20 protein-coding genes are annotated in these 26790 nt (G+C 74.8%); 13 read left to right on the top strand and 7 right to left on the bottom strand.

From position 1 onward, the window contains the following. The first annotated feature begins 176 nt into the window (after positions 1–176). The 5 genes from ABZ836_RS11795 (at position 177) to nudC (ending at position 11392) form a co-directional block, all read left to right on the top strand. A complete protein-coding gene (locus ABZ836_RS11795) occupies positions 177–563 on the top strand; it encodes an MGMT family protein (protein WP_361141457.1) in 387 nt (128 codons plus the stop codon). A gap of 250 nt (positions 564–813) precedes the next feature. Next, positions 814–4425 carry an ATP-dependent DNA helicase gene (locus ABZ836_RS11790; RefSeq protein ID WP_361141455.1) on the top strand — a complete coding sequence of 1204 codons (3612 nt, stop codon included), beginning with the start codon at positions 814–816 and terminating at the stop codon, positions 4423–4425. A gap of 788 nt (positions 4426–5213) precedes the next feature. Continuing rightward, positions 5214–8921, top strand: a complete 3708-nt coding sequence (locus ABZ836_RS11785; protein ID WP_361141453.1) for an ATP-dependent DNA helicase — start codon at positions 5214–5216, stop codon at positions 8919–8921. 10 nt (positions 8922–8931) lie between these two features. Continuing rightward, complete coding sequence (locus ABZ836_RS11780) at positions 8932–10335, top strand: dipeptidase (RefSeq protein WP_361141451.1); 1404 nt, start codon at positions 8932–8934, stop codon at positions 10333–10335. Then, entirely contained in the window at positions 10325–11392 is a 1068-nt protein-coding gene (nudC, locus tag ABZ836_RS11775) for an NAD(+) diphosphatase (RefSeq protein ID WP_356130387.1), read from the top strand. The genes ABZ836_RS11780 and nudC overlap by 11 nt, the downstream gene beginning before the upstream one ends. A gap of 93 nt (positions 11393–11485) precedes the next feature. On the opposite strand, the gene ABZ836_RS11770 is transcribed toward nudC, so the two are convergent. The 3 genes from ABZ836_RS11770 to ABZ836_RS11760 form a co-directional block, all read right to left on the bottom strand. Further along, complete coding sequence (locus ABZ836_RS11770; protein WP_361141449.1) at positions 11486–12313, bottom strand: hypothetical protein; 828 nt, start codon at positions 12311–12313, stop codon at positions 11486–11488. Next, positions 12310–13083 (bottom strand): MerR family transcriptional regulator, encoded by a 774-nt coding sequence (locus ABZ836_RS11765; protein ID WP_356130391.1) that lies wholly within the window; start codon positions 13081–13083, stop codon positions 12310–12312. The genes ABZ836_RS11770 and ABZ836_RS11765 overlap by 4 nt, the downstream gene beginning before the upstream one ends. 345 nt (positions 13084–13428) lie before the next feature. Next, entirely contained in the window at positions 13429–13686 is a 258-nt protein-coding gene (locus ABZ836_RS11760; protein ID WP_356130393.1) for a mycoredoxin, read from the bottom strand. Positions 13687–13868: 182 nt separating this feature from the next. Between ABZ836_RS11760 and ABZ836_RS11755 the strand changes: the two genes are divergently transcribed. The 4 genes from ABZ836_RS11755 to ABZ836_RS11740 all read left to right on the top strand — a co-directional run bounded on the left by ABZ836_RS11755 (position 13869) and on the right by ABZ836_RS11740 (position 17574). Then, positions 13869–16088, top strand: a complete 2220-nt coding sequence (locus ABZ836_RS11755) for an ATP-dependent DNA helicase UvrD2 (RefSeq protein ID WP_356130395.1) — start codon at positions 13869–13871, stop codon at positions 16086–16088. 184 nt (positions 16089–16272) lie between these two features. Then, entirely contained in the window at positions 16273–16695 is a 423-nt protein-coding gene (locus tag ABZ836_RS11750; protein ID WP_356130397.1) for a hypothetical protein, read from the top strand. A 181-nt stretch (positions 16696–16876) separates the two neighbouring features. Next, positions 16877–17245, top strand: coding sequence for a WhiB family transcriptional regulator (locus ABZ836_RS11745; RefSeq protein ID WP_356130399.1), 369 nt, complete (start codon positions 16877–16879; stop codon positions 17243–17245). After that, positions 17242–17574, top strand: a complete 333-nt coding sequence (locus ABZ836_RS11740; protein WP_356130401.1) for a hypothetical protein — start codon at positions 17242–17244, stop codon at positions 17572–17574. Before ABZ836_RS11745 ends, ABZ836_RS11740 begins: the two co-directional genes overlap by 4 nt. A gap of 189 nt (positions 17575–17763) precedes the next feature. On the opposite strand, the gene ABZ836_RS11735 is transcribed toward ABZ836_RS11740, so the two are convergent. Together ABZ836_RS11735 and ABZ836_RS11730 are read right to left on the bottom strand one after the other, a co-directional pair. Further along, positions 17764–19101 carry an AarF/ABC1/UbiB kinase family protein gene (locus tag ABZ836_RS11735; RefSeq protein WP_356130403.1) on the bottom strand — a complete coding sequence of 446 codons (1338 nt, stop codon included), beginning with the start codon at positions 19099–19101 and terminating at the stop codon, positions 17764–17766. After that, a complete protein-coding gene (locus tag ABZ836_RS11730; protein WP_356130405.1) occupies positions 19094–20317 on the bottom strand; it encodes a ThiF family adenylyltransferase in 1224 nt (407 codons plus the stop codon). The genes ABZ836_RS11735 and ABZ836_RS11730 overlap by 8 nt, the downstream gene beginning before the upstream one ends. A 262-nt stretch (positions 20318–20579) precedes the next feature. Between ABZ836_RS11730 and ABZ836_RS11725 the strand changes: the two genes are divergently transcribed. From ABZ836_RS11725 to ABZ836_RS11710, 4 genes are all read left to right on the top strand, one after another. Then, positions 20580–21185 carry a M48 family metallopeptidase gene (locus tag ABZ836_RS11725; RefSeq protein ID WP_356130407.1) on the top strand — a complete coding sequence of 202 codons (606 nt, stop codon included), beginning with the start codon at positions 20580–20582 and terminating at the stop codon, positions 21183–21185. Positions 21186–21302: 117 nt separating this feature from the next. After that, the gene (locus tag ABZ836_RS11720) at positions 21303–23030 is read left to right on the top strand and encodes a TerD family protein (RefSeq protein ID WP_356130409.1); all 1728 of its coding nucleotides are present in this window, start codon (positions 21303–21305) and stop codon (positions 23028–23030) included. A gap of 11 nt (positions 23031–23041) precedes the next feature. Continuing rightward, a complete protein-coding gene (locus ABZ836_RS11715) occupies positions 23042–23722 on the top strand; it encodes an AIM24 family protein (RefSeq protein ID WP_356130411.1) in 681 nt (226 codons plus the stop codon). Between the two features lie 18 nt (positions 23723–23740). Further along, positions 23741–24496: an AIM24 family protein gene (locus ABZ836_RS11710; RefSeq protein WP_356130413.1), complete on the top strand. Its 756-nt coding sequence runs from the start codon at positions 23741–23743 to the stop codon at positions 24494–24496. Between the two features lie 176 nt (positions 24497–24672). On the opposite strand, the gene ABZ836_RS11705 is transcribed toward ABZ836_RS11710, so the two are convergent. Together ABZ836_RS11705 and ABZ836_RS11700 are read right to left on the bottom strand one after the other, a co-directional pair. Further along, the gene (locus tag ABZ836_RS11705) at positions 24673–25200 is read right to left on the bottom strand and encodes an NUDIX hydrolase (protein WP_356130415.1); all 528 of its coding nucleotides are present in this window, start codon (positions 25198–25200) and stop codon (positions 24673–24675) included. Continuing rightward, entirely contained in the window at positions 25197–26735 is a 1539-nt protein-coding gene (locus tag ABZ836_RS11700) for a zinc-dependent metalloprotease (RefSeq protein ID WP_356130417.1), read from the bottom strand. Before ABZ836_RS11700 ends, ABZ836_RS11705 begins: the two co-directional genes overlap by 4 nt. Positions 26736–26790: the final 55 nt, after the last annotated feature.

The following is a 26790-nucleotide window of genomic DNA, read 5'->3' as shown; positions in this document are numbered from 1 at the left end:
ACCGGGGCGCGAGGGGTGCGGGGCCGGGTCCGGTGTGGTGCGGGATCGGGGCGCGAGGGGTGCGGGGCCGGGTCCGGTGTGGTGCGGGATCGGGGCGCGAGGGGTGCGGGGCCGGGTCCGGTGTGGTGCGGGATCGGGGCGTGAGTGTGCGGGGCATGTCGGAGGGGTGCGGCAGGATGGGTCGGATGAGTGACGAGCGGCGGTCCGGAGACTCGCTCCCCACGTACCCCGAGTACGCCGAGCTGGTCCTGGAGGTGGCGGAACGGATCCCTCCCGGCCGGGTGATGACCTACGGGGATGTCGCCGAGTGGCTCGGCGAGGGCGGTCCGCGCCAGGTGGGACGGGTGATGGCGCTCTACGGGAGCGCGGTCCCCTGGTGGCGGGTGGTCCGGGCCGACGGCCACCTGCTGCCCGGCCACGAACTGCGCGCGCTGGAGCACTACCGCGCGGAGGGCACGCCGCTGCGGGAGGCCGGCGGGGCGACCCGCGGATCACTGCCGAGGCTCGACATGCGCCGGGCCCGGTGGGACGGCGCCCCGTCGGGGGCGGGGCCGGAGGAATGACAGACCCCGCCGGGCGGCCGGGCCTTCGGAGCCGGCCCCGCGACCGGGGAAGGCCTCGCAGGGCCTGAACCGGCCGGTCGGCGCCCCCTGTGGGCCGTCCGGGTGAATCCCGCTGTCGGCGGACTCGTACGGGCACCGCCCCGGCATGCCGTACGTTCGACGGACGACCACCTTCCCACCGGCCCCTCAGGGACCTCCCTCACGCACCCACCGCACGCACTCGTTCCGCACCACCAGGACCGGCGAAACCATGAGCATCCCCTCCACCACCGCGTCACCCGCGCGCCGCCAGGCGTGGTGGGCGCCCGACGGCGGGTACCGGCTGGTCCGGACCCCGGTCGCCGTGCCCGAGCCGCCCCGGCTCGACGCCGCGCAGCGCGCCGTGGTGGACCACCGCTCGGGGCCGCTGCTGGTCCTCGCCGGCCCCGGCACGGGCAAGACCACCACCCTGGTGGAGTCGGTCGCCGCGCGGATCGCGCGCGGTGGCGACCCCGCGCGGATACTCGTCCTCACCTTCAGCCGCAAGGCCGCCATGGAGCTGCGCGACCGCATGGCGGCGCGGGTGGGCGCCGCCCGGGCGCCGCAGGCCACCACCTTCCACTCCTTCTGCTACGCCCTGGTCCGCGCCCACCAGGACAGCGGGCTCTTCGCGGAGCCGCTGCGCCTGCTCTCCGGCCCGGAGCAGGACGTCACGGTGCGGGAGCTGCTGGCGGGCCAGCCCGAGCTGGAGCGGCTGGGCCTCCCCCACGTCCGCTGGCCCGACGACCTGCGCTCCTGCCTCACCACCCGGGGCTTCGCCGACGAGGTCCGGGCCGTGCTCGCCCGCAGCCGTGAGCTCGGCCTGGACGCGGCGGCGCTGGACGCGTTCGCCCGCCGGATAGGCCGGCCCGACTGGCGGGCCGCCGCGGCGTTCCTCGCCGAGTACCTGGACGTCCTCGACCTGCAGGGCGTCGTCGACTACGCCGAGCTGGTGCACCGCGCGGTGCTGCTGGCCCACCGCCCCGAGGTCGGCAACCGGCTCGCCGCCGAGTACGACGCGGTCCTCGTCGACGAGTACCAGGACACCGACCCGGCCCAGGTCCGGCTGCTGCGGGCGCTGGCCGGGGGCGGGCGCACCCTGGTGGCCTTCGGCGACCCCGACCAGTCGATCTACGCCTTCCGCGGCGCCGACGTGAACGGCATCCTCGACTTCCCGCACGTCTTCCCCCGGACCGACGGCACTCCGGCGCCGGTGGAGGTGCTGCGGACCTCCCGCCGGGCCGGGGCCGGCCTGCTCGCCGCGACCAGGCTGGTCACCCGGCGGATGCCGCTGACCCGGCTGCCCGCGGAGAAGGTCCGCGCCCACCGGGAGCTGGCCGCGGACCGCGAGGGCGGCTCGGTGGAGGTCTACACCTACCCGACCGCCGGGACGGAGCTCGCCAACGTCGCCGACATCCTGCGCCGCGCCCACCTGGAGGACCGGGTGCCGTGGTCGGAGATGGCGGTGCTGGTGAGGGCGGGGTCGCGATCCCTGCCGGTGATACGCCGTGCGCTCACGGCCGCGGGCGTTCCGCTGGACGTCGACGGTGACGACGTCCCGCTGCGGCACGAGCCGGCGGTGGCTCCGCTGCTGACCGCCCTGCGCGCGGTCGCCCGGGCGGAGTCCGGCGGCGGCGTCCCAGCCGCGGAGGAGGCGTCGGAGGCGGGTGGGACAGCCGCGGAGGACCGGGACGCGTACGCCGGTGCGGCACGGGAGGACGGACGGGGCCCCGGGGCGGGCGGCGACGGCGAGGACGACCGTGGTGCCGGGGACGGCCGTAGTGCCGGGGACGGCCGTGGTGGCGCGGGGGGCCGCCGTGACGACGGTGCCTCCGGTGGTGCTTCCGGGGCGGAGGACGGGGGTGCGCCCGGGGCGGGCCCGGAGGCCGGGGGCGGGCTCGCCGACGGCGGTGAGGAGCCCGGCGAGCCCGGCGGTGAGGACACGGCGGCCGGTGTCGTGCCCGCGTGGCTCGACACCGAGACGGCGCTCACGCTGCTGGCGTCCCCGCTGGCCAACATGGACACCGCGGACCTGCGCCGGTTGGGCCGGGCGCTGCGCGACGAGGAGCGCGCGGCCGGCAACCCGCTGCCGCCGCCGTCCGACGACCTGATCGCCCGGGCGCTGGCCGAACCGGAGCGGCTGACCGTGCATGACCCGTCGTACGCCCGGGGCGCCCAGCAGCTCGGGGAGCTGCTGCGCCGCGCCCGGCACCTGCTCGCCGAGGGCGGCACCGCCGAGGAGGCCCTCTGGGAGCTGTGGAACGGCACCGGCTGGCCCGGCCGTCTGGAGCGCGCCGCCCGACGGGGCGGCGCCGCCGGACGCAACGCGGACCGGGACCTGGACGCCGTCTGCGCCCTGTTCGCCACGGCGTCCCGCGCCGAGGAACGCATCGGCGGCCGCGGCGCGCTCAACTTCCTGGCGGAGATCGACGCCCAGGACATCGCCGCCGACACCCTGACCCGCCGTGCCGTGCGGCCCGAGGCGGTGCGGCTGATGACCGCGCACCGTTCCAAGGGCCTGGAGTGGCGGCTGGTGGTGGTCGCCGGGGTCCAGGAAGGGCTCTGGCCCGACCTGCGCCGCCGCGGCTCCCTGCTGGAGGCCGACCGCATCGGCCGGGACGGCCTCGCCGAGCCCCTCTCCCCGGGGGCCCTGCTCTCCGAGGAGCGCCGCCTGTTCTACGTGGCGGCCACCCGTGCCCGTGAGCGCCTGGTGGTCACCGCGGTGAAGGCGCCGGCGGAGGACGGGGACCAGCCCTCCCGGTTCATCACCGAGCTCGGCGTCGAGCCGCGGGACGTCACCGGCCGGCCCCGCCGCCCGTTGGCGGTGGCCGCGCTGGTCGCCGAGCTGCGGGCCACCACCGTCGACCCGGAGGCCTCGGAGGCCCTGCGGGACGCCGCCGCCCGCCGCCTGGCGCGGCTCGCCGCCCTCACCGACGAGGAGGGCCGCCCGCTGGTGCCCGCCGCGCACCCCTACCGGTGGTGGGGCATGCTCGAGCGCACCGAGAGCAAGGTGCCGCTGCGCGAGCGGGACCGCCCCGTCGCGCTCTCCGGCAGCGCCCTCGACCAGCTCGCCAACACCTGCTCCCTCCAGTGGTTCCTCGGCCGCGAGGTGAAGGCCGACACCCCGGCCACGGCCGCCCAGGGCTTCGGCAACGTGGTCCACGTGCTGGCCGACGAGGTCGCCTCCGGGCGCACCCCCGCCGACCTGGACGTGCTGATGGAACGCCTGGACTCGGTGTGGAACGCGCTCGCCTTCGACGCGCCCTGGAAGTCCGCGCAGGAGCGGGAGACCGCCCGGGTCGCGCTGGAACGCTTCCTGAACTGGCACGTCATGGGCCGCGAGACCGCCGGCCGCGTCCCCGTCGCCACCGAGCACGACTTCGACGTCACGCTGGAGGCCGGGGAGTACCAGGTGCGCATCCGCGGCTCCATGGACCGCGTCGAGCGGGACGCCCAGGGGCGGGCGTACGTGGTGGACTTCAAGACCGGCAAGAACGCGCCGACCGGGGCCGAGGTGGCACGCCACCCGCAGCTCGCCGTCTACCAGCTCGCCGTCCGGGAGGGCGCGGTCGACGAGCTGTTCGACGGCGAGCGGCCCGAGCCCGGGGGAGCGGAGCTGGTCCACCTGCGGCAGGCCGCGCCCAAGAAGGAGGGCGGGGACGCCCTGCCCAAGGTGCAGGCCCAGTCGCCGGACGGCGGTGCGTGGGTGGGGGACCTGCTCGCCACGGCGGCGGGCAAGGTGCTGGACGAGAGGTTCACCCCGGCCGCCGGGCGGCAGTGCGACCACTGCGCCTTCCGCGCCAGCTGCTCCGCCCGCCCGGAGGGCCGTCACGTGGTGGAGTGACACCGCCACCGAGCCCTGTCCGGCCGGGGACGCGCCCCGTGGCCCGGCCTCCCTGCCTCGGTCTGCCTGCTTCGGTCTGCCTGCTTCGGTCCGCCTGCCTCTGTCCGGCTGCCTCGGCCTCCCTGCTTCGGTCCGCCTGCCTCGGCCTCCCTGCTTCGGTCCGCCTGCCACGGTCCGCTTGGCCCGGCCTCCCTGCTTCGGTCCGCCTGCCCCGACCCGCCTGCCCCGACCCGCCTGCCCCGACCCGCCTGCCCCGGCCCGCATGTCGGCCTGGCCTGCGTCGCATCGCCTCGGGCGGTCAGTGGCGCACACACGTCGCCCGGCCGGGTCGAGCCGTCGCGTCCGGCCGGGGCCGAGCGGTGTTGGCCGACCTTCGCCGCCCGGCACCGAGTGGTGTCGCAGGGGCCTTCGCCGGCCCGTGCTGCCCGGCAGACGTCCGACCGCCTCGCCGGTCGGTGGCGGGCAGCCGCCGTGCCCGGCCGGTCGGATGCCGAGCCTTCGGGGCCGGCGGGGCGGGGCCGAGCCTTCGGGGCTGGCGGGGCGGGGCCGAGCCGGCCGCGCCCGGCGGTTCGGGGTCGGTGCCGAGGCGTGGGCCCGCCCGGTCGGTGTCGAGCCTCTGGCCCGGCGGCAGGGGGCGACCAGTCCCGCCCGGCCGGGCCCGAGCCGTCCCGTTCGACCCCGCGCCGGCGGGTGCCCGGTTGTGAACTCCCGCACCACACGCGTCGCCGACCTGCGGTGATCCGGGCCGCGCGGTCCGGGATGTCCGAGCGCGCCGCTAGCCTCGACACGTGTCCCGCGCCCGTCTCACCGACCCCGAGCAGCTGAAGTCGCTGCTGGGGATCCCGTTCACCCCCGAGCAGATCGCCTGCATCACGGCCCCGCCCGCGCCGCAGGTGATCGTCGCGGGCGCGGGCTCCGGCAAGACCACCGTGATGGCCGCCCGCGTCGTCTGGCTGGCCGGCACCGGTCAGGTCGCCCCCGAGCAGGTGCTCGGCCTCACCTTCACCAACAAGGCCGCCGCCGAGCTGTCGGAGCGCGTCCGCAAGGCCCTGGTGAAGGCGGGCGTCACCGACCCGGACGCCGTCGACCCCACCGGCCCCGGCGCGGCGGACCCCGACGCGGTGCCGGGCGAGCCGCTGATCTCCACCTACCACTCGTTCGCCGGCCGGCTGCTCACCGACCACGGCCTGCGCATCGGCCTGGAACCCACCGCCCGGCTGCTCACCGGCGCCGCCCGCCACCAGCTCGCCGCCCGGGTGCTGCGCGAGGCGCCCGGCCCCTACCCGGCGCTCACCGGCACCTTCTCCACCCTGGTCAGCGACCTCCTCGCCCTCGACGGCGAGCTGGCCGAACACCTGGTGGCCCCCGGCCGCCTGCGCGCCTTCGACGCCGACCTGCTCGAACTCCTCGGCCGCGCCAAGCTCTCCAACGCCGACCTCCGCAAGGTCCCCGAGGCCGCCGCCGCCCGCCGCCAGCTCGCCGAACTGGTCACCCGCTACCGCGCCGCCAAGAACGAGCGCGACCTGCTCGACTTCGGCGACCAGATCGCCCTGTCCGCGGAACTCGCCCGGACCCGCCCCGAGGTCGGCACGATCCTGCGCGACCAGTACCGGGTCGTCCTGCTCGACGAGTACCAGGACACCTCGGTCGCCCAGCGCATCCTGCTCTCCCACCTCTTCGGCAACGGCACCGGACACCCGGTCACCGCGGTCGGCGATCCCTGCCAGGCCATCTACGGCTGGCGCGGCGCCTCGGTCGCCAACCTCGACGACTTCCCCGAGCACTTCCCGCACGCCGACGGCCGCCCCGCCGACCGGCTCGCCCTCAGCGAGAACCGCCGCAGCGGCGGCCGCCTCCTCGACCTGGCCAACGGCCTGGCCGCCCCGCTGCGTGCGATGCACGAGGGCGTCGAGGCCCTGCGCCCCGCCCCCGGCGCCGAACGCGACGGCCTGGTGCGCTGCGCCCTGCTGCGCACCCACGCCGAGGAGATGGCGTGGGTGGCGGACTCGATCGCCCACCTGGTCCGCACCGGCACCGCCCCCGGCGAGATCGCCGTGCTGTGCCGCAAGTCGGCCGACTTCCCGGAGATCCACGCGGCCCTCGTCGCCCGCGACGTGCCGGTGGAGGTGGTCGGTCTGTCCGGGCTGCTCAGCCTGCCCGAGGTCGCCGACCTGGTCGCCACCTGCGAGGTCCTGCAGGACCCCGGCGCCAACGCCTCCCTGGTCCGTCTGCTCACCGGCCCGCGCTGGCGGATCGGCCCGCGCGACCTGGCCCTGCTCGGGCGCCGCGCCCGGCTGCTGGTCGCCCGCGACCGGGGCGAGGACGACCCGGAGCGGCGGCTCGCCGCCGCCGTCGAGGGCACCGACCCGGCCGAGGTGATCTCGCTCGCCGACGCCCTCGACACCTTCCTGGAGCCCTCCTCGGACGGTTCCGACGACGGGCTGCCGTTCTCCGCGGAGGCGCGCGTCCGCTTCGCCCGGCTCGCCGCCGAACTGCGCGACCTGCGGCGTTCGCTCGCCGACCCGCTGATGGACGTGCTGCACCGGGTCCTCGCGGTGACCGGCCTGGAGGTCGAACTGTCCGCCTCCCCGCAGGCGCTGGCCGCCCGCCGCCGGGAGACGCTGCACAACTTCCTCGACGTCGCCGCCTCCTTCGCCGCCACGGCCACCGCCGACGAGGGCCGCGCCACCCTGCTCGCCTTCCTCGGCTTCCTGCGCACGGCCCAGCAGTACGAGAAGGGCCTCGACAACGCCCTGCCCGGCGGGGAGAACACCGTCAAGGTGCTCACCGCGCACAAGTCCAAGGGGCTGGAGTGGGACGTCGTGGTCGTGCCCGGCCTGGTCACCGGCACCTTCCCGGACAGCAAGGGCCAGGAACGGTGGACCGCCCACGGCAAGGTCCTCCCGCACTCCCTGCGCGGCGACGCCGGGACGCTGCCCGACGTCACCGGCTGGGACGCGGCGGGACTCAAGGCGTTCCACGCCGACATGAAGGACCACCACGGCACCGAGGAACTCCGCCTCGGCTACGTCACCTTCACCCGGCCGCGCTCCCTGCTGCTCGGGTCCGGCCACTGGTGGGGCCCCAGCCAGAAGACCAGGCGGGGGCCGTCCACGTTCCTGCGGGCGCTGCACGACCACTGTGTCGCCGGGTACGGCGAGATCGAGGTCTGGGCCGACGAGCCGGAGCCCGACGAGGAGAACCCGGCGCTCGCCGAGGACACCGTGGAGCATGCGTGGCCGCTGCCGCTGGACCGGGAGGCGCTGCGGCGCCGCCGGGAGGCGGAGCGGGTCGTGCTCGCGTACCTGGAACGCGCCGCCGGCCACGAGGACCCGCACCCGGCCGCCGCCCCGCTGCCGGACCCGCTCCCCGAGCCGGGCCCGGAGCCCTACGACCCCGACTGGCCCCCGCCGCCCGACGACGTCGACGACCTCCCCCCGGAGGCGTACGAGGACCCCGACGGCGCGCTCCCGGACTGGGACTCCCTGTCCACGGAACGTCCCGTCGCCCTCCCGCACCAGGCGCCTCCGCCGGAACCGGATCCGGAGGTGGAGCCGGCGTGGGACTCCGCGCCCGCGCCCGAGCCGGAGCCCGCGCCCGAGCCGGAGTCGGAGCCCGGGACCGGCCCGGGGTCCGGCTCCGGTGCGGTCGCCGTGTCGCCGCGCGCCCCGTTTCCGCGGCAGGACGCGCCCGCCGCCGCCCGCCTCACCCCCGAGGAGGCGCGGGCCGTCGCGTCCTGGGACCGGGACCTCGACGTGCTCGCCGAGGAGCTGCTGCGCGCCCGGCAGGCGGTCACCGAGGTCCGGCTGCCCGCCTCGCTCACCGCCTCCGAGCTGATGCGCCTGAACGAGGACCCCGACGCGTTCGCCCGGGAGCTGGCCCGTCCCATGCCCCGCCCGCCGCAGCCCGCGGCCCGCCGCGGCACCCGGTTCCACGCCTGGGTGGAGTCCCGTTTCGAGGCGCTGCGGCTGCCCATGCTGGGGCCCGACGAACTGCCGGGGAGCGACGCGGAGATCGAGGACGAGCGCGACCTGGAGGCGCTCAAGGAGGCGTTCGAGCGCACCGAGTACGCCCGCCGCACCCCCTTCCGCGTCGAGGCGCCGTTCCAGCTCGCCCTCGCCGGCCGGGTGGTGCGCGGCCGGATCGACGCCGTCTACCGGGAGACGGACGGCGAGGAGGTCCGGTACGAGATCGTCGACTGGAAGACCAACCGCGCCCCCACCGCCGACCCGCTGCAGCTCGCCGTCTACCGGCTGGCCTGGGCGGAACAGCGGGGGATACCCGTGGAATCGGTCACAGCGTCCTTCTTGTACATCCGTACGGGAGAGGTGGTCCGCCCGGCCGATCTGCCCGGCCGCGAGGCGCTGGAACGGCTTCTTTCCGGGGACGATCCGGACGAAACGGGCGACGGTGCGGCGGTCCGCCCGGCCGGGGTGGCACGTCCCACTGCGCCGTCGCCCCCTTCGGCCCACCGGCACACGGGTTCGGGCCGATAGGGTCGAGAGCATGAGCGAGACCTTGGACAGCGCCGTCCGGACGTACATCGAGCAGCACAGCGCCTCGTTCCTCGAGGAGCTCTCCCAGTGGCTGCGGATCCCGTCCGTCTCGGCCCAGCCCGAGCACGCCGAGGACGTGCGGCGCAGCGCGGAGTGGCTGGCCGGAGCGCTGAAGGACACCGGCTTCCCGGTCGTCGAGGTCTGGGACACCCCCGGAGCCCCGGCCGTCTTCGCCGAGTGGCCCGCCGAGGACCCGGACGCCCCGGTCGTGCTCGTCTACGGCCATCACGACGTCCAGCCCGCCGCCCGTGAGGACGGCTGGGACACCGAACCGTTCGAGCCCGTCGTGAAGGACGGCCGGATGTACGCGCGCGGTGCCGCCGACGACAAGGGCCAGGTCTTCTTCCACACCCTCGGCGTCCGCGCCCACCTCGCCGCCACCGGCCGCACGGCCCCCGCCGTCCACCTCAAGCTGCTGGTGGAGGGCGAGGAGGAGTCCGGCTCCCCGCACTTCCGGGCGCTGGTCGAGGAGCGCGCCGACCGGCTCGCGGCCGACTCCGTGATCGTCTCCGACACCGGCATGTGGTCCGAGGACACCCCGACCGTCTGCACGGGCATGCGCGGGCTCGCCGAGTTCGAGGTGCGCCTCTTCGGCCCCGACCAGGACATCCACTCCGGCTCGTTCGGCGGTGCCGTGCCCAACCCGGCCACCGCCCTCGCCCGCCTGGTCGCCGCGCTGCACGACGCGGACGGCCGGGTCGCGATCCCCGGCTTCTACGACGGCGTCGTCGAGCTCACCGAGCGCGAGCGCGCCCTCTTCGCCGAGCTGCCGTTCGACGAGGAGCGGTGGCTGCGCACCGCCAAGTCGCACGCCGCCTCCGGCGAGGCCGGCTACACCACCCTGGAGCGCATCTGGGCCCGCCCGACCGCCGAGGTCAACGGCATCGGCGGCGGCTACCAGGGAGCCGGCGGCAAGACGATCGTCCCGTCCTCCGCGATGGCCAAGCTGACCTTCCGGCTGGTCGCCGGCCAGGACGCCGGCCGGATCGAGGACCTGGTGCGCGCCTGGGTCGCCGAGCGGGTCCCCGCCGGCGTCCGTCACGAGATCCACTTCGGCGGCGCCACCCGGCCCTGCCTGACGCCGCTCGACCACCCGGCGCTGCAGTCGCTGGCCCGCGCCATGGGGCGCGCCTTCGACCGGCCGATCCGCTTCACCCGTGAGGGCGGCTCGGGGCCCGCCGCCGACCTCCAGGAGGTGCTGGGCGCGCCGGTGCTGTTCCTCGGCATCTCGGTGCCGTCCGACGGCTGGCACGCCCCCAACGAGAAGGTCGAGCTGGACCTGCTGCTCAAGGGCGTGGAGACCACCGCGTACCTCTGGGGAGATCTCGCGGAGAGCCTGCGCCATGCCCGCTGACACCACCGACGCCCACGCCGCCGCCGACGGGCCGGCCGCATCACAGGGGGAGCCCGAACCTGCCGTGACCGCTTCGACCACCGCACGCGCCGCCGATCCCGCAGACTCCGCCGAGACGCCCGGGGCCGGCGGTCCGGCGGCCGACCGCCCCATCGCGCTCACCGCGGACTCCGGCATCGACCGGGCCGCCCACCACCGGCTCGACGAGGCCTGGCTGGCCGCCGCCTGGAGCCACCCGACCACCCGCTGCTTCGTGGTCTCCGGCGGACAGGTGCTCATCGACGAGACGCCGGACGGGCGCACCGAGCTGGTGACCACGCCCTCCTTCGAGGCGCCGCCCACCGAGGCGCACCGTTACTTCCTCGGCACCGACGAGGACGGCGTGCGGTACTTCGCGCTGCAGCGCGACTCGCTGCCGGGCCGCCTGGACCAGTCCGCGAGGCCCGCCGGGCTGCGGGAGGCGGGGCTGCTGCTGTCCGACCGGGACGCCGGGCTGATGGTGCACGCGGTCGCGCTGGAGAACTGGCAGCGGCTGCACCGCTTCTGCTCCCGCTGCGGCGGCAAGACGGTGATCGCCGCGGCCGGGCACGTGCGGCGCTGCCCCAAGTGCGGGGCGGAGCACTACCCGCGCACCGACCCCGCGGTCATCATGGCCGTCACCGACGACGACGACCGGATCCTGCTCGGGCGGCAGGTGCACTGGCCCGAGGGCCGGTTCTCGACGCTCGCCGGGTTCGTGGAGCCCGGGGAGTCCATCGAGGCGGCGGTGCGGCGCGAGGTCTTCGAGGAGGCCGGCGTGGTCATCGGCGACGTCTCCTACGTCGCCAGCCAGCCGTGGCCGTTCCCGTCCAGCCTGATGCTGGGCTTCATGGCGCACGCGACGACCACGGAGACGGAGGTCGACGGCGAGGAGATCAGCGAGGCCCGGTGGTTCTCGCGGGACGAGCTCTCCGCCGCGTTCGCCTCCGGCGAGGTCCTGCCCCCGTACGGCATCTCCATCGCCGCCCGCCTCATCGAGGACTGGTACGGCCGGCCCCTGCCCACCCGGTCCGTCTGACCCACCGGCGGGTCGGAGCGCCGGCGGGTCGGAGTACCGGTGGCCTGGACCCGCCGGGGGTAGGGCCACCGGCGGGTCCAGGCCACCGGCGGGTCACCCGGCCGGTCGGGCGGGGGCCGGGCCGGCGGAGGAGGGGAGCGGGGGCCGGGTCAGGGCCGTGTGGAGGCCGGCGGGGTCGTCGGCGTGGAGGCGGATCACCCGCACCGGCCGGGGGCGTCCCAGCAGGCTCGGGGCGTTCACGGGCTCGGTGAGCGACAGGGTGAGCGACGTCCGTGAACCCACCGGAAGGTCAAGCTCGCCGTCCGCCTTCTCGTGGGTGTAGAGCGACTCCCGCCGCACCGACGCGATCCGGTCCAGCGGTATCGCGACGTCCACGTGAGCCCCGCTCCGCACCCGCAGCACCCCGCGCCCCAGCACATGCGGCCGTACCACCGCCGCGGCCCGCAGCCCCAGCAGGAACAGCACCGTCTGGACATCGAGCACCAGCACCACCGCGTGCGCGACCGGCCGGTCGGCCAGCAGCACCGACAGCCCCACGGTCTCGACCACACACACGAAGAGCAGCCCGTACATCATCGGCGCGTCGTCCCTCGCGTGCCCGAACGCCAGGTCGCCCGCCCCGACCCCGTGCCGCTTCCGCCGCACCCACAGGGCCATGCTGTGCCACAGCCGCAGCTCGTGGCCGGCCAGCCGCAGCACCGGCTCGGGCAGCAGCGTCCCGGCCGCCCGGCGCCACGACATCCCGCGGCGCCGCAGCCGCACCAGCGCGACCCCCTCCGCCACCACCAACGCCGCCACCGCGGTCTCCGCCGCCAGCAGCACCGGCAGCGGCAGGCCCGCACCGGCCACCAGGCACACCACCACGACCAGTTCGGCCGGAAGCACGAGCCAGGCCGCCCTCCGCAGCCACCGCCGGCTCATCGCCCGTGCTCCGCGCGTTCCAGCGCCAGCCGCATACCGCGGCGGACCGCCGCCCGCTGGGCGGGGGACATCCCGGAGAACAGGGCCTCCGCGGCCGCGGTGTCCGGGGCGGAGTCGGTCCAGCCGGACAGCATCTCCCCGGGGAGGAGGTCCGCCAGCAGCCGCCCCGCCTCCTCGGCCCGCGGATCGTCCGCCGGGGCGTCCGCCAGGTCGTCCAGCCGCCGGTACAGGTCGTGCGCCCGCTCCACGACGTCCGGCTGCTCGGACAGCGCGCCGAGCGTCCCCATCAGCCGCTCGCGTTCCTCGGCGGGCATGATCGTGTCCAGCAGGGTCAGCAGCTCCCGGTCCATCGCCGCCATCGGCGACGACGCCGCCGGTGCGCCGAACGAGGCGAGCAGCCCGGCGAGCTGCGGGGAGAGCGGGCCCTCGGCGGCCAGCCGTCCGGCGCGGGCGTCCTCCAGCACCGTCGCCAGCCGCTCCCGGCGCTCGCGGATCAGCCGCTCCTGCCGCGCCAGGTCGTCGTCGAGCTCCTCCAGCACGTCGGCCAGCTCACGCCCGGCGTCGTCGGCGAGCACGTCCCGCACCTCGTCCAGCCCGAGCCCCAGCTCGGTCAGCCGCCTGATCCGCGCCAGCAGCACGGCATGGCGCAGCGTGTACCGCCGGTACCCGTTGGGGTCCCGCTCCGGCTCCGGCAGCACGCCGATGTGGTGGTAGTGCCGCACGGCACGCGGGGTCACCCCGACCAGGGCGGCGATCTCTCCCGTTCGCATGCCCCCAGTACAAACCCTGACGCTGCGGCAAGGTCAAGGAAACACCGCAGGCGGGGCGTGCTTCAGGGCGGGACGACGGCCGCCGGGTCCCCGCGGGCGTCGGGGATGCCGGGGCGGGCGTCGGGGATGCCGGGTCCTCGCGGGCCTCGGGGACGCCAAGGCCGCCTGGGGAGCCAAGGCCCTGGGCGCCTGGGTGCCTGGGACGCGCCGGGGTGCCTGGGACGCGCGGAGCCCCCGCGGGGCCGGGAGACGGCACCGACGGGGGCTCCGTGCGGGGACTGCGCGACGGGACTGCGCGCGGGACTGCGTGCGAGGGCTCCGTGCCGGGGCTCCGCGCGGGTGGGGTCAGGCGCCCAGTGCCTGCTTGACCTGGGCCAGGCTCGGGTTGGTCATCACGACCTCCTCGCCGCCCGCGGCGGGCACCACACGGACCGTGGGGACGACCTGGTTGCCGCCGTTCACCTTCTCCACGAACAGGGCCGACTCCGGGTCCTGCTCGATGTTGATCTCCTCGTACGCGATGCCCTCGCGGCTCAGCTGGCTCTTCAGCCGGTGGCAGTAGCCGCACCAGGTGGTGCTGTACATCGTCACGGTGCCGGGCATGGTCTTCGCGCTCCTCGGGGAGATGGGACGGACGGTCTGTCGCCTCCGGTGAACGTACGGTGTCCGCCCGGCATTCCCACCGTCCCCGCCCTCCGTGAGCTGCGCCGCATTTCGTACGACAACATGCCCACCCCTGTGGACAGCCGCCCCGTCCGCCCCGGCAGACCTGGCAGCATGGCGGGGTGACACCAGCAACGCACTCCTCTCTCTTCCCCGCCGTCCCGGACTCGGCCGACGCGGTACTGGAAGGGCTCGACCCCGAACAGCGCGCCGTCGCCACCGCGCTCCACGGGCCGGTGTGCGTCCTGGCCGGCGCGGGCACGGGCAAGACCCGCGCGATCACCCACCGCATCGCGTACGGCGTCCGCGCCGGCATCCTCCAGCCCGCCACCGTCCTCGCCGTCACGTTCACCAACCGCGCCGCCGGCGAGATGCGCGGGCGGCTCCGCCAGCTCGGCGCCACCGGCGTGCAGGCCCGCACCTTCCACGCGGCGGCCCTGCGCCAGCTGCAGTACTTCTGGCCCAAGGCGGTGGGCGGGGGGCTGCCGCGGATCGTGGACCGCAAGGTGCAGGTGGTCGCCGAGGCCGCCGCCTCCTGCGGCATCCGCCTCGACCGCGGCGAGCTGCGGGACGTCACCGGCGAGATCGAATGGGCCAAGGTCACCCAGACCGTGCCCGCCGACTACCCGCCCGCCGCCGTCAAGGCCGGGCGGGAGGCGCCGCGCGACCCGGCGGAGATCGCCCGCGTCTACGACATGTACGAGGAACTCAAGCGGGAGCGCGGCGTCATCGACTTCGAGGACGTGCTGCTGCTGACCGTCGGCATCCTCCAGGACCGGCCGGACATCGCCCGCGAGGTCCGCGCCCAGTACCAGCACTTCGTGGTCGACGAGTACCAGGACGTCTCCCCCCTCCAGCAGCGGCTGCTGGACCTGTGGCTGGGGGACCGGGAGAACATCTGCGTGGTCGGCGACGCCAGCCAGACCATCTACTCCTTCACCGGCGCCACCCCCGACTACCTGCTGGACTTCCGCACCCGGCACCCCGGCGCCACCGTGGTCAAGCTGGTTCGCGACTACCGGTCCACGCCCCAGGTGGTGCGCCTCGCCAACGGCCTGCTGGGCCAGGCCACGGGCCGGGCCGCCGACCACCGGCTGGAGCTGGTGTCGCAGCGTCCGTCCGGCCCCGAGCCCCGCTGGGCCGAGTACCCGGACGAACCGTCCGAGGCGGAGGGCGCCGCCCGTGCCATCAGGACGCTCATCGACTCCGGCGTCCCGGCGAGCGAGATCGCCGTGCTCTTCCGGACCAACGCCCAGTCCGAGACCTACGAACAGGCCCTCGCCGACGCCGGGGTGCCCTACCAGCTGCGCGGGGCCGAGCGGTTCTTCGAGCGGCAGGAGGTCCGCCAGGCCGTCCACCAGCTGCGCGCCGCGGCCCGCTTCGGCGGGAACGACGCCCTGCTCGGCGACGCCGAGGGCCTGCCCGGTCAGGTGCGTGCGGTGCTCTCCGGACAGGGCTGGACGACGGCTCCCCCCGCGGGGTCGGGCGCCACCCGGGAGAAGTGGGAGTCCCTGGCGGCGCTGGTCCACCTCGCCGAGGGCTTCGCCACGGCCCGGCCCGAGGCCGCCCTCTCCGACCTGGTAGCCGAACTCGACGAACGGGCCGCCGCCCAGCACGCCCCCACGGTCCAGGGCGTCACCCTGGCCTCCCTCCACTCGGCCAAGGGCCTGGAGTGGGACGCCGTCTTCCTGGTCGGGGTGGCCGAGGGCATGATGCCGATCACCTACGCCCGGACCGACGAGCAGATCGAGGAGGAACGCCGCCTCCTCTACGTGGGCATCACCCGGGCCCGGGAGCGGCTGCACCTGTCCTGGTCCCTGTCCCGTTCCCCGGGCGGGCGGCCCAACCGGAGGCCCAGCCGCTTCCTCGACGGGCTGCGCCCCGGCAGCGGCGCGGCGAGCGGGGCGCGCGCGGGGCAGGGCGCCGCGGGCGGTGTCGAGTACGGGACCGCGAGCGGTGCGGACGGCTCCCGGGCCGCCGCGCGGGCGGAACGGGCGGTGCCGCGGCGCACCAGTCGCACGGTCGCCCGTTGCAAGGTCTGCGGGCGCACCCTGACCGACGCCGGCGAGATGAAGCTGATGCGCTGCGAGGACTGCCCCTCGGAGATGGACGAGGGGGTCTACGAGCGGCTGCGCGCCTGGCGCGAGGTGCAGGCGAGCCGCAGCGGGCAGCCCGCGTTCTGCGTCTTCACCGACAAGACCCTGATCGCCATCGCCGAGACGGTGCCAGAGGACCCGGTGGAGCTGGCCCGCATCCCCGGCGTCGGGATGCGCAAGCTGGACCGGTACGGGGCCGACGTGCTGGCCATCTGCGCCGGTCAGGACCTCGCGGAGACGGGCTGAACGACTTCGCGACACACCGTTGCGAAGTCGTCGCAAAAATAGTTTGCGCCCGCCCCGTAGTGCCCCATAGGTTCTAGAGCACGGAACACGAAGCCTCCGGAAGGCTTCCGATCCGTCCTGTAATGACGTCTGTATCCGCCGGACCGTTCACGGTCCCCCAAGACGCCGAGAGGAGGCGATTGAAGTGATCAGCAAGACCAACACCACCGGCATCAGCACCACGCGTGCCTTCGGCACCGCCGTCCTGGAGAACGATCACCACGTCGCCTCGCTGTGCGCTCTCGTCGCCTTCGATCGTGGCACCGGTGTGTCCGCCTCCTCCCTGTCCGGCGCCGGCCTGTCCGGTCTCGGCATGGGCCTGGTCGGCGGCGGCCTGACCGAGGGCGGCGTGCTGGTCGGCGCCCCTGCCTTCGGCAGCCGGTCCGAGTCGTTCGCGGGCATTCGTGTCCGCGCCGAGCGACCGACCAAGGCACTGGAAGCAGGAGTGGCGAAGGCTCAGGCCTTCGGCTACGCGGCGGCCGGTGCCGGAAACCTCAAGCAGACGACGAACCACCCCCAGACGATGTGGGCCCTCCGCGGGCCGGAACCCTGGAGCGATCCAGCCTGATCTCTATCAGGTCGGTGCCTTCAGGGCCGCGGAACCCCATCAGGGATCCGCGGCCCTTCTGTTTTCCCCGATCCGCGACGCGAAGCGGCGGGAGACGGACCGAAGGACCTCGGGACAAGAGAACAACCGGTACCCAGCACCGGCCGACCGGCCGGACGACACCAGACGAGGAAGACACCCCGTGCAACTCGAAGCGCACGCCCCGTCCGTTCCGCTCTCCGACACGATTCCCCCGCCCGGCCTCACGGAGGACCTTTCCTTGACTCCGCTCATCACCCTGACCGCTCTCGACGACGCGATCGAGGGCCTCGGCACCCCGGTTCCGTGCCGCTCCAACGACCCCGAGGTCTTCTTCGCCGAGTCCCCGGCCGACGTGGAGTACGCCAAGTCGCTGTGCCGCACCTGCCCGCTGGTCGACGCCTGCCTCGCCGGCGCCAAGGAGCGCCGTGAGCCCTGGGGCGTCTGGGGCGGCGAGCTGTTCGTCCAGGGTGTCGTCGTGGCCCGCAAGCGGCCGCGGGGTCGTCCGCGCAAGAACCCGGTCACGGCATGACCGGCCACCGCACCATCGACGCTCCCCACACGCACGACCCCCGGAAACAGGCCCCGATGAAGCCGTCCATCCACAAGCCCGCGGGCTCCTCCCTGCCCGCCACCCGAGACTTCCCTCACACCGGCGCACACGAGGTGCGTCAGAACAGGACCCGAGAGATGCAACTCATCCCAGAAGCCCTCGCGCGTGCGCATATGCGCGAGCGGATGCGCGAGGCCGAGATGGCTCGGCCCGGGCTCCGCATTCTCGCCGCGCGGCGGATGCAGCGGCGGGCCGAGCGCGCGTCGATGCGTGCCCGGCGCGCGCTGGCGCTCGCCGTCATGCAGTGACCGCGTGAGACCACGCCTCCCGCGAGGCGTCGCGTGCCGTGTGCCGTGTGCCGTGTGCGGTGGCGCGTGTCGTGCCGCATCCGTGCCGCATCGTTGCCGCATTCGTGCCGCTCGAGTGGTCGAGGGCCGTCCCCGTTCGGGGGCGGCCCTCGCCGCGTTCCCGGCTCCGTCGGCCCGGGGTGCTGCCCCTCAGTCCAGGGGAGCGAAACCCGGGAGCCAGGACTCCAGTTCGTGGCGCAGCCGCACCGTCGCGCCGAGCTGGCACAGGACGCCTATGGTGCTGAGCGTCACCCGATGTATCAGCAGGTACGACGGCGGCAGGTTCAGCCGCTTGCCCAACTGGTGCGCGGGGGACCGCGGATCGGCCAGCCGCGCCGCCTGGCCGCGCAGCCAGCCCCGGGTGAAGGTGAACTCCGTGACCCGCGCCGGCTCGATGATCGGCAGCAGGTACTCCAGCACCGCCTCCGGGTCGAGTTCGGCGGTCTCCTTCACGAACCCCTCCGAACACAGCCGCGCGTGGACCGCCTCGGCCTCGCCGTCCAACGCCATCCTCAGCGCCTCGCCGATCGGCGAGGGCAGCCCACCTGGCAGCCGGTCCACCGTGCCGAAGTCCAGCACCCCCAAACGCCAGTCATCAGGGCGGTCCGAACCCCCCGTCAGGAGACGGAAGTTGCCCGGATGCGGATCGGCGTGCAGCAACCCGGTGCGCGAGGGGCCGGAGAAGAGGAAGCGGGCCAGCAACTGCCCCGCCCGGTCGCGCTGTTCCGGCGTGCCGTCGGTTATCACCCGGGAGAGCGGCGTGCCGTCGATCCACTCGGTCACCAGGACCTGCTCGCGCTGGTGCACCACGGCGGGCACCACGACGTCCGGGTCACCGGCGAACTCCTCGGCGTGCGCCTGCTGGGCCTCCGCCTCCAGCCGGTAGTCGAGTTCCTCGCACACCCGCTCCCGCAGCTCGGTGATCAGTGGCTTGACGTCGATGCCGGGCACCAGTGGGCCCAGCAGACGGGCGAAACGGCCGAGTTGGGTGAGGTCGGAGACCAGGGCCTCCCCGGCGCCCGGATACTGCACCTTCACGGCGACCGGGCGGCCGTCCCGCCACACCGCGCGGTGCACCTGCCCGATGGAGGCGGCGGCCGCGGGGGTGTCGTCGAACTCCTGGAAGAGGTCCCGCCAGTCCTCGCCGAGGCGCTCGCGCAGCACCTCGTGGACCGTGTGGGTGGGCATCGGCGGGGCGGCGTCCTGGAGCTTGGTGAGCGCGGCGCGGTAGGGGCCGGCCAACTCCTCCGGCAGGGCCGACTCGAAGACGGACATCGCCTGCCCGAACTTCATCGCCCCGCCCTTGAGTTCGCCGAGCACCTTGAAGAGCTGCTCGGCCGTGCGCTGCTGGAGTTCGCGCCCCACGAGCTCCGCCGACTCGCCCACGATCCGCTTGCCCAGCCCCCAGGTGACCCGGCCCGCGAGACCGAGGGGGAGCGCGGCCAGCTTCGCGGTCCGGGTGACCGCCTTCCGGGGAAGATCAGACATGCGCCCTCCAAGTCCCGGGCCGGCGTGCCGTGTCCACCCGATGGCAGGACTCCGATGACGGCCCGTGCCCGGCCATTGTGTCCTGTGACTGCTGCCGGACCCCGGTCAGTTCCACCGCCGGACGTCCCGCCGCACCGCACGGGCAGTCCGGATGCGGGGCGATGTCACGGGAACGCCAGCGCAGCGCGGGCAGCGCCGCCTCCCAGCGCACCCCCGCGGCGTCCGGCGAACCGGCGGCGGACAGACCGTCGAGGAAGGCGAGCGCGTGCCCGGCGGTCGTGCCCGCGACGGCGGTGGCCAGCGCCAGGTCGCAGGCGGGCACCGCGCGCGACCGGCCGGAGCGCCACTGGGCCAGCAGCCGGGGCCAGGTGGGGTCGCGCTCCAGCCGCCACCGGTGCAGGCACTCGGCGCAGGACGTCTCGCCCGGCAGCACCAGCGGACCCACCACGCCCGTCCCCTCCACCACCCCCGCGTAGAGGTGCGGGATGCCCGCCGCCACCAGCGGCTCGGCGTCGCGCGGATCGGGGGAGTGGACGGAGAGGTCGTCCCGCGGGGTGAGCAGCACCAGGGCGAAACCGGTGTCGTCGCGGAACGGGCAGGGGGAGCCCCGGCGGGGCGGGCGTTCGGGGGCGGTGTCGCGGACCAGCCGCCGGGCGGCGTCCGAGCGCCGTTGGCCGACCGATCCGGGCGGCAGCCCGCCCGGAGCCACGTCCCAGGGCTCCACGCAGCCGCCGTCCCGCACGTCCACCTCGCCCACCCCCGCGGCCGAGAGCAGCGCAGCCAGCGTTGCCCCGACGCGGCCCACCCCGCGCACCTGCACCCGCAGCCGGCGGCGGGCCGCCAGCCGCCGGATGGCGTCGCCGGGCGCGGGGGCCGTCAGCGAGAGGGTGGCGAGGTCGGGCCGCAGCCGGTCCAGGGTGTGCGGACGCTCGCGCAGCGCCTCGGCCGCCGCCCCTCCGCCGGTGGCGTCGTCCAGCAGACCGGCCTCGGACAGCCGCTCCACCAGGGCGTCGGCGTGACTCTCCGGCAGCCCCATGCGCACCGCCTCCTCGCGCAGCAGGTCCATGCCGCGGGTGCCGTTGAGCAGGTCGAGGAAGGTGCCGGTGACCGTGTCCACCGGACCGAGCGTCATGGCGTGCGCCGAGGTCATCCCGAACTGCGCCGTGCTGAGATCTCGCCAGCCGCGGCGGAGCGCCGGCTTCATCCTGGGATGCACGAGGACCAACCCCTTCCTGGCCGTCCGGGACGAGCCGCCGCGCGGCAGACTCCCGGACGTGACCAAATGCACTGGAACGGCACGGATCGGGCCGTCGCTCGTCAGCATGCATCGATCCGCCGTATCCGTGCGTCGAGTTGTCCACAGGCACCGGACATCCGTCGTACCAATCCGCCGAGCAGGCGGCTCCACCGGTGTGCACATCGGACCGGATCCGGTGCGGACCGGGGACGCCTCCGGTCGCAGGCGGTAACGTCGAGGGGTGCCCTCCGACCCGTCCTCCCGCGCCTTCTCCCCGCCGCGCAGCGTCACCGGCACCCCCTCCGCGGGCCCTTCGGCGGACGCGGTGGAGGTCCGCAGGAGCGCCCGCAGGCGCCGGACCGTCTCCGCCTACCGGGAGGGCGACCGCACCGTCGTGCTGATCCCGGCGCGCATGTCCGAGGCCGAGGAACGGCGCTGGGTGCGGGTGATGCTGGAGAAGCTGGCTGCCCAGGAGAGCCGGCGCTCCCTCGACGACTCGGACCTGGCGCAGCGGGCGGCCCGGCTGTCCGACCAGTACCTCGCCGGCCGCGCCCGGCCCGCAACGGTCCGCTGGGTGACCAACCAGAACAGCCGCTGGGGCTCCTGCACCCCCGCCGAGGGCAGCATCCGGCTCTCGCACCGGCTGCAGGGCATGCCCGAGTACGTGGTGGACTACGTGCTGCTGCACGAACTCGCCCACCTGCTGGTGCCCGGTCACGGGCCGGACTTCTGGCGCCTCCTGGAGACGTACCCCCGCACCGAGCGAGCCCGCGGATACCTCGAAGGAGTGGTGGCCGCAGAACGGTTGCCGCATCTGCCCGCCGCGCGGCCCGGCGAGTCGGCCTGAGCCGGTCCGAGCCCGTCCGCGTTTGGTTGCGGCTCTGTACCGACCGAACCGATCCTCAGGAATCCGGGCTAGCCTGTCCCAGCACCTTTTCGGACGGGATGGGGGACGGCGTAACGCATGGCCAGGGAATTCCAACGCGGCCACAAGGCCAAAATCAGTGATCTCACCGCGGGCACCGACCTCTACATCGGTGTGCGGATCGAGGGGCCCGGGTTGAGCTTCGACATCAGCTGCTTCGGGCTCGACGCGGACGAGCGCCTCTCGGACGACCGCTACTTCGTCTTCTACAACCAGCCGAAGTCGCCCGAGGAGGCGATCCAGCTGCTGGGCGAGCAGGCGGGCGACACGCAGTCGTTCCGGGTCACGCTGGACCGGATCCCGTCGCAGGTCCAGAAGCTGTCGTTCACCGCGACCATCGACGGCGCGGGACAGATGTCGCAGGCCGGCCCCGGCTACGTGCGCATCGTCGCCGGAGGCGAGGAGGTGGCCCGGTACCCGTTCACCGGAGCCGAGTTCTCCACCGAGCGCGCGGTGATGCTGGCGGACCTCTACCTGAAGGACGTCTGGCGGTTCGCCGCCGTCGGCCAGGGCTTCGACGGCGGACTGGACGCGCTGCTGAGGAACTTCGGCGGCGAGGTGGCGGAGGACGAACCCGCCGCGCCCGCCGCCCCGCAGGACGCACCGGGCTTCGCCGCCCCTGCCGCGCCCGCACCCGCCTTCGGCGTGCCCGCCGCTCCGCCCGCACCCGCCGCCCCGGCGTTCGGTGTCCCGTCCGGTCCCGCCCCGGTGCCCCCGCAGCAGCAGCCGCAGGCCCCCGCGCCCGCGTTCGGCGCACCGCCCGCCCAGCCGCAGGCCCCGGCGCCCGCGTTCGGTACCCCGCCCGCCCAGCCGTCCGGCTACGGCTTCCCGCCGCCCGGGCAGCCCCAGCCCGGCCAGGTCCCGCCCGGCCACGGGCAGCCGCCCGGTCCGCCCGGATCCCACGCCGCTCCGCCGGTCCACTCCGCGCCGACCCTGGCCGTCCCGACGGCCCCGCCCGGCTACGGGCAGCCCCCGGCCGCTCCCGGCATGCCGCCGGCCCCGGGCGTCCCCGGCGCCGCACACCCGCCCGCCGCTCCCGGCATGCCGGGAGCACCCGGCATCCCCGGCCAGCAGGCCTTCACCGGCACGCCCAACGCCCCGCAGACCCCGGGTGTCGCGGGCGCGCTGAACCTGTACAAGGAGAAGCCCACCGGCCAGCGCTGGACCCAGCAGAACGAGAAGCTGGTCCGCGTCGACCTCAGCGTCGGCGGCCAGCCCGTCCTCGCCCGCCAGGGCAGCATGGTGCTGTACCAGGGCAAGGTCGAGTTCGGGTACAAGGGCGCCGGCTTCAGCGGCCGGATCGTCGGCAACGCCACCGGCCAGGAGATGCAGCTGATGCGCTGCACCGGCTACGGCCAGGTCTTCCTAGCCGAGAGCGCGGCCCACCTGCACACCGTCGAGCTCCAGGGCGACGCCCTGTGCGTCTCGGCGGAGAACGTGCTCGCCTTCGACGAGTCCCTCCAGTACGAGGTCCGCCGCGTCGAGGGGCACGGCATCCCCGGCGGCGCCCTGTTCACCATGCAGTTCCAGGGCGTCGGCACGCTGGTCCTCAAGACGCACGGCGTCCCCGTGGTCCTGCCGGTCACGCCGACCACCTTCGCCGACGCCAACGCGGTGGTCGCCTGGTCCGCGGCCTCGCAGGTCATCGTCTCCAGCCAGGTGCGGATGCGGCGCAACGCCTACCCCGGCGACACCGGCGAGAGCGTCAACCTGCAGTTCCGGGGCGCCCCCGGCAACTTCATCGTCGTCCAGCCGTACGAGGTCTGAGGGAGCCCGACATGAACCAGCAGCTCGCGGGCCACGCCCCCGCACCCGTCGTCGCCCGCATGGAGAACCACGGGACCCACATGGCGAAGATCGCCATGCAGACGGGTCACGACGTGCTCGCCCGGGTCGGCTCCATGGTCGCCTACGAGGGCTTCGTGCAGTACGAGCCGAACCCGCCGGCCGTCCGGCAGATCGCCAAGGACTGGGTCACCGGCGAGGGCGCCGCGCTGATGCGCTGCCACGGCGACGGCATCCTCTACCTGGCGGACTACGGCGCCGACGTGGTCGTGATCAACCTCAACGGCGAGGCGATCTCCGTCAACGCCACCAACCTGCTCGCCTTCGACGCCCACCTCAAGTGGGGCGTCGAGCGCGTCAAGGGCATGGCCAAGTTCGCCGGGCAGGGCCTGTGGAACACGAGGATCGAGGGCCAGGGCTGGGTGGCCATCACCTCCCGCGGCACCCCGATCGTGGTCGACTGCGGCGGCGGCGAGGACGAGACCTACGTCGACCCGGACTCGCTGATCGCCTGGTCCCCGAACCTCAAGGTGAAGGGCAAGCGCAGCTTCAAGGCGTCCTCGCTGATCGGCCGCGGCAGCGGGGAGGCCTTCCAGATGGCCTTCTCCGGCACGGGCATCGTCGTCGTGCAGCCGAGCGAGGACAGCACCGACCGTCTCCGGATCCGGGGCTGAGGGGGAGAACGACCGATCATGCAGAGCCCGATTTTCGCCTACAACGAGCAGCAGACCCAGGAGCACTGGAGCCTGCAGAACAGCCAGATGCTCCGCGTCCTCGTCGACGGCAACCGCGACGTGCTGGCCCGCAAGGGGTCCATGGTCGCCTACCAGGGCCTCGTCGAGTTCGACGCCGAGTACCAGACGGGCAACCAGCGCAACGCCCGCCGCCGGACCGGCGAGGGGCTGGACCTGATGCGCTGCCACGGGCAGGGCACCCTCTACCTGGCCAACCTCGCCCAGTACATCCACCTGGTGGACGTCGATCAGGACGGCCTCACCATCGACAGCTCCTACGTCCTGGCCATGGACTCGGCGCTGCACCACGAGGTCATCGCGGTGGACAGCCTCTACGGCATCTCCGGGTCCGGGAAGTACCAGCTCAACATCTCCGGCCGCGGGAAGGTCGCCCTGATGACCTCCGGCGCGCCGCTGATGCTCCAGGTCACCCCCGACCGGTACGTCAACGTGGACGCGGACGCGGTCATCGCCTGGTCGACCTCCCTGCGGGTCCAGATGCAGGCGCAGACCCACTCCTCCGGCGTGTGGCGCCGCCGCGGCAACACCGGCGAGGGCTGGGAGCTCAGCTTCATGGGCACCGGCTTCGCGCTGGTCCAGCCCAGCGAACTGCTCCCGCCGCAGAGCGCCCAGATCGGTTCCGGCGCCGCCGCCCAGTTCGGCATGGGCCAGCAGGGGGCGCGGGGGCAGAACCAGAACAACGCCTGGAACTGACGGCGCGAGGATCCGACGGCGCGGGGTCCGAGGCCGCGGGGAACCGACGGCGCGGGGAACCGACGGCGCGGGAACCGCCGGCCCCGGAACCCGCGGCGCCCGGCACACGAAGGGGCGGTCACCTCGGAGGAACTCCCGAGGTGACCGCCCCTTCGTGTGCCCCGTGCCCCGTGGCCTCACAGCAGCGCCCGGGTCGCCTCCACCAGCCGAGCCACCGAGGCGTCCGCCACGTCGGCGACCTCGTCGTAGGCGAACCAGCGCAGGTCCAGCGACTCGTCGCTGATGGCCTCCACCGCACCGCGCGGGGCCAGCGCCGCGTACTGGACGTCCAGGTGCCAGGCGCAGGGCGTGTGGTGCCGGTCCAGCCGCACCGGAGTGCCGCCGAGCAGGCGCAGCCCGGGGATGCCGGACTCCTCCGTCGCCTCCCGCAGCGCCGCACCGGCCACCGTGGTGTCGCCCGGTTCGCAGTGGCCGCCCATCTGGAGCCACATCCGCAGCTTGCGGTGGAAGGTCAGCAGCACCCGGCCGCCCTCCGGGTCGACGACCAGGGCGCTCGCCGTGATGTGCCCGTCCGCGCACTCGCGCCACATGCCGTCGGCGTGCTCGTCCAGGTGCTTGAGGTAGACGCGGCGAAGCTCCTCCTGGGAGTCCGTCGTGGTCTCCAGGCCGTCCAGCAGCCGGACCGCGTCGTCGTGCAGGGTCACTCGGAACCTTCGCCCTTCGGGTCGTCGTTCGTGCCGCCCTCGGGCGTGTCTCCGGGGCCGGCCTTCGGGGAGCGGCCGCCGTCGGCGCCGCCCTCCGCCGCGCCGGGGTCCTGCGGACGGTCGGTGCCCTTGGCGCCGCCGGCCGCCTCGCCCAGCATCCGGTCCAGCTCGGAGAAGTCCAGCTGCTCCCGGTGCACGAAGCCGTCCGGGTCGTCCAGGTCGGTCGCGTTGGGCAGCATGTCGGGGTGGGCCCACAGGGCGTCCCGGCCGTCCACGCCGCGCGCGTCGGTCAGCGACGCCCACAGCCGCGAGGCGTCCCGCAGCCGACGCGGCCGCAGCTCCAGGCCGATCAGCGTGGCGAAGGTCTGCTCCGCCGGACCGCCGGAGGCACGGCGGCGGCGCAGCGTCTCGCGGAGCGCCCCGGCGGACGTCAGGCGCGGCGTGGCGGCGGCGTGGACCACCGCGTCCACCCAGCCCTCGACGAGCGCCAGAGCGGTCTCCAGGCGGGCCAGGGCGGCCTTCTGCTCGGGGGTGTCCTCGGGCTGGAACATGCCCTGCTGGAGCGCCTCCTGCAGCTGCTCCGGGTTCTGCGGGTCGAACTGGCCGACCACGTCCTCCAGCTTGGAGGTGTCCACCTTGATGCCACGCGCGTAGCCCTCGACGGCGCCGAACAGGTGCGACCGCAGCCACGGCACATGGGCGAAGAGCCGCTGGTGGGCGGCCTCGCGCAGGGCCAGGTAGAGGCGGACCTCCTCCAGCGGCACACCGAGGTCCTTGCCGAAGACCTCGATGTTGCGCGGCAGCAGCGCGGCCTTGCCGGCCGGGCCCAGCGGCAGGCCGATGTCGGTGGAACCGACCACCTCGCCGGCGAGCACGCCGACGGCCTGGCCGATCTGCGCGCCGAACATGGCGCCGCCCATCGAACGCATCATCCCGAGCAGCGGGCCCGCCATGGCCTGCATCTCCTCGGGCAGCACCTGGCCCATGGCCGTGCCGACCCGCTCGGCGACCGGGTCGACCAGTTCCTTCCACGCGGGCAGGGTCGCCTCGACCCACTCCGCGCGGCTCCAGGCCAGGGTCGTCGCCGCGCCGGACGGCAGCGACGTCACGCCGTCCAGCCACAGGTCGGCCAGGCGCACGGCCTCCTCGGCCGCGGCGCGCTCGGCGGGGCCGATGCTGGCGTCCTTGGTGCCGTTCGGGGCGCCCTGCGCGACCGCCTGGCGGGCGATCTGCTGGGCCATGTCCCAGTTCACCGGCCCGCCCTCGTAGGAGAGCATCTGGCCGAGCTGCTGGAAGGCGGCGCCCAGGTCGGCGGGGTTCATGCCACCGGCGTTCGGGGCTCCGAAGGCCCCGAAGAGGGACGCGAACGGATTGTCCCCGCCCGCACCGCCAAAGCCTCCGGCCCCGGGCGCGCCGAAACCGAACGGGTTGGCCGGTCCCTGCCCACCGCCGCTCTGCTGGTCCTTCTTCTTGCCCTCGTCGCCGTCGTCCGGCTCCTCCGGCGGAAGGCCGAATCCGAATGGATTGTCACTCACGGGGTTCCTCGGCTGGTTGGGCCACCGGTCTCTCTCCGGCGGCGCGGCTGCCCGA

This window comes from Streptomyces sp. NPDC047130 (assembly GCF_040643475.1).
Lineage (GTDB): Bacteria > Actinomycetota > Actinomycetes > Streptomycetales > Streptomycetaceae > Streptomyces.
Note: the sequence above shows the minus strand (reverse complement) of the source record. Positions and strands in the feature narration are given on the sequence as shown.

Coding starts and splice junctions, on each gene's coding strand:
- ABZ836_RS11795 (WP_361141457.1), top strand. CDS start 177: ATGGGTCGGATGAGTGACGAGCGGCGGTCCGGAGACTCGCTCCCCACG.
- ABZ836_RS11790 (WP_361141455.1), top strand. CDS start 814: ATGAGCATCCCCTCCACCACCGCGTCACCCGCGCGCCGCCAGGCGTGG.
- ABZ836_RS11780 (WP_361141451.1), top strand. CDS start 8,932: ATGAGCGAGACCTTGGACAGCGCCGTCCGGACGTACATCGAGCAGCAC.
- nudC (WP_356130387.1), top strand. CDS start 10,325: ATGCCCGCTGACACCACCGACGCCCACGCCGCCGCCGACGGGCCGGCC.
- ABZ836_RS11770 (WP_361141449.1), bottom strand. CDS start 12,313: ATGAGCCGGCGGTGGCTGCGGAGGGCGGCCTGGCTCGTGCTTCCGGCC.
- ABZ836_RS11765 (WP_356130391.1), bottom strand. CDS start 13,083: ATGCGAACGGGAGAGATCGCCGCCCTGGTCGGGGTGACCCCGCGTGCC.
- ABZ836_RS11760 (WP_356130393.1), bottom strand. CDS start 13,686: ATGCCCGGCACCGTGACGATGTACAGCACCACCTGGTGCGGCTACTGC.
- ABZ836_RS11740 (WP_356130401.1), top strand. CDS start 17,242: ATGACCGGCCACCGCACCATCGACGCTCCCCACACGCACGACCCCCGG.
- ABZ836_RS11735 (WP_356130403.1), bottom strand. CDS start 19,101: ATGTCTGATCTTCCCCGGAAGGCGGTCACCCGGACCGCGAAGCTGGCC.
- ABZ836_RS11720 (WP_356130409.1), top strand. CDS start 21,303: ATGGCCAGGGAATTCCAACGCGGCCACAAGGCCAAAATCAGTGATCTC.
- ABZ836_RS11715 (WP_356130411.1), top strand. CDS start 23,042: ATGAACCAGCAGCTCGCGGGCCACGCCCCCGCACCCGTCGTCGCCCGC.
- ABZ836_RS11710 (WP_356130413.1), top strand. CDS start 23,741: ATGCAGAGCCCGATTTTCGCCTACAACGAGCAGCAGACCCAGGAGCAC.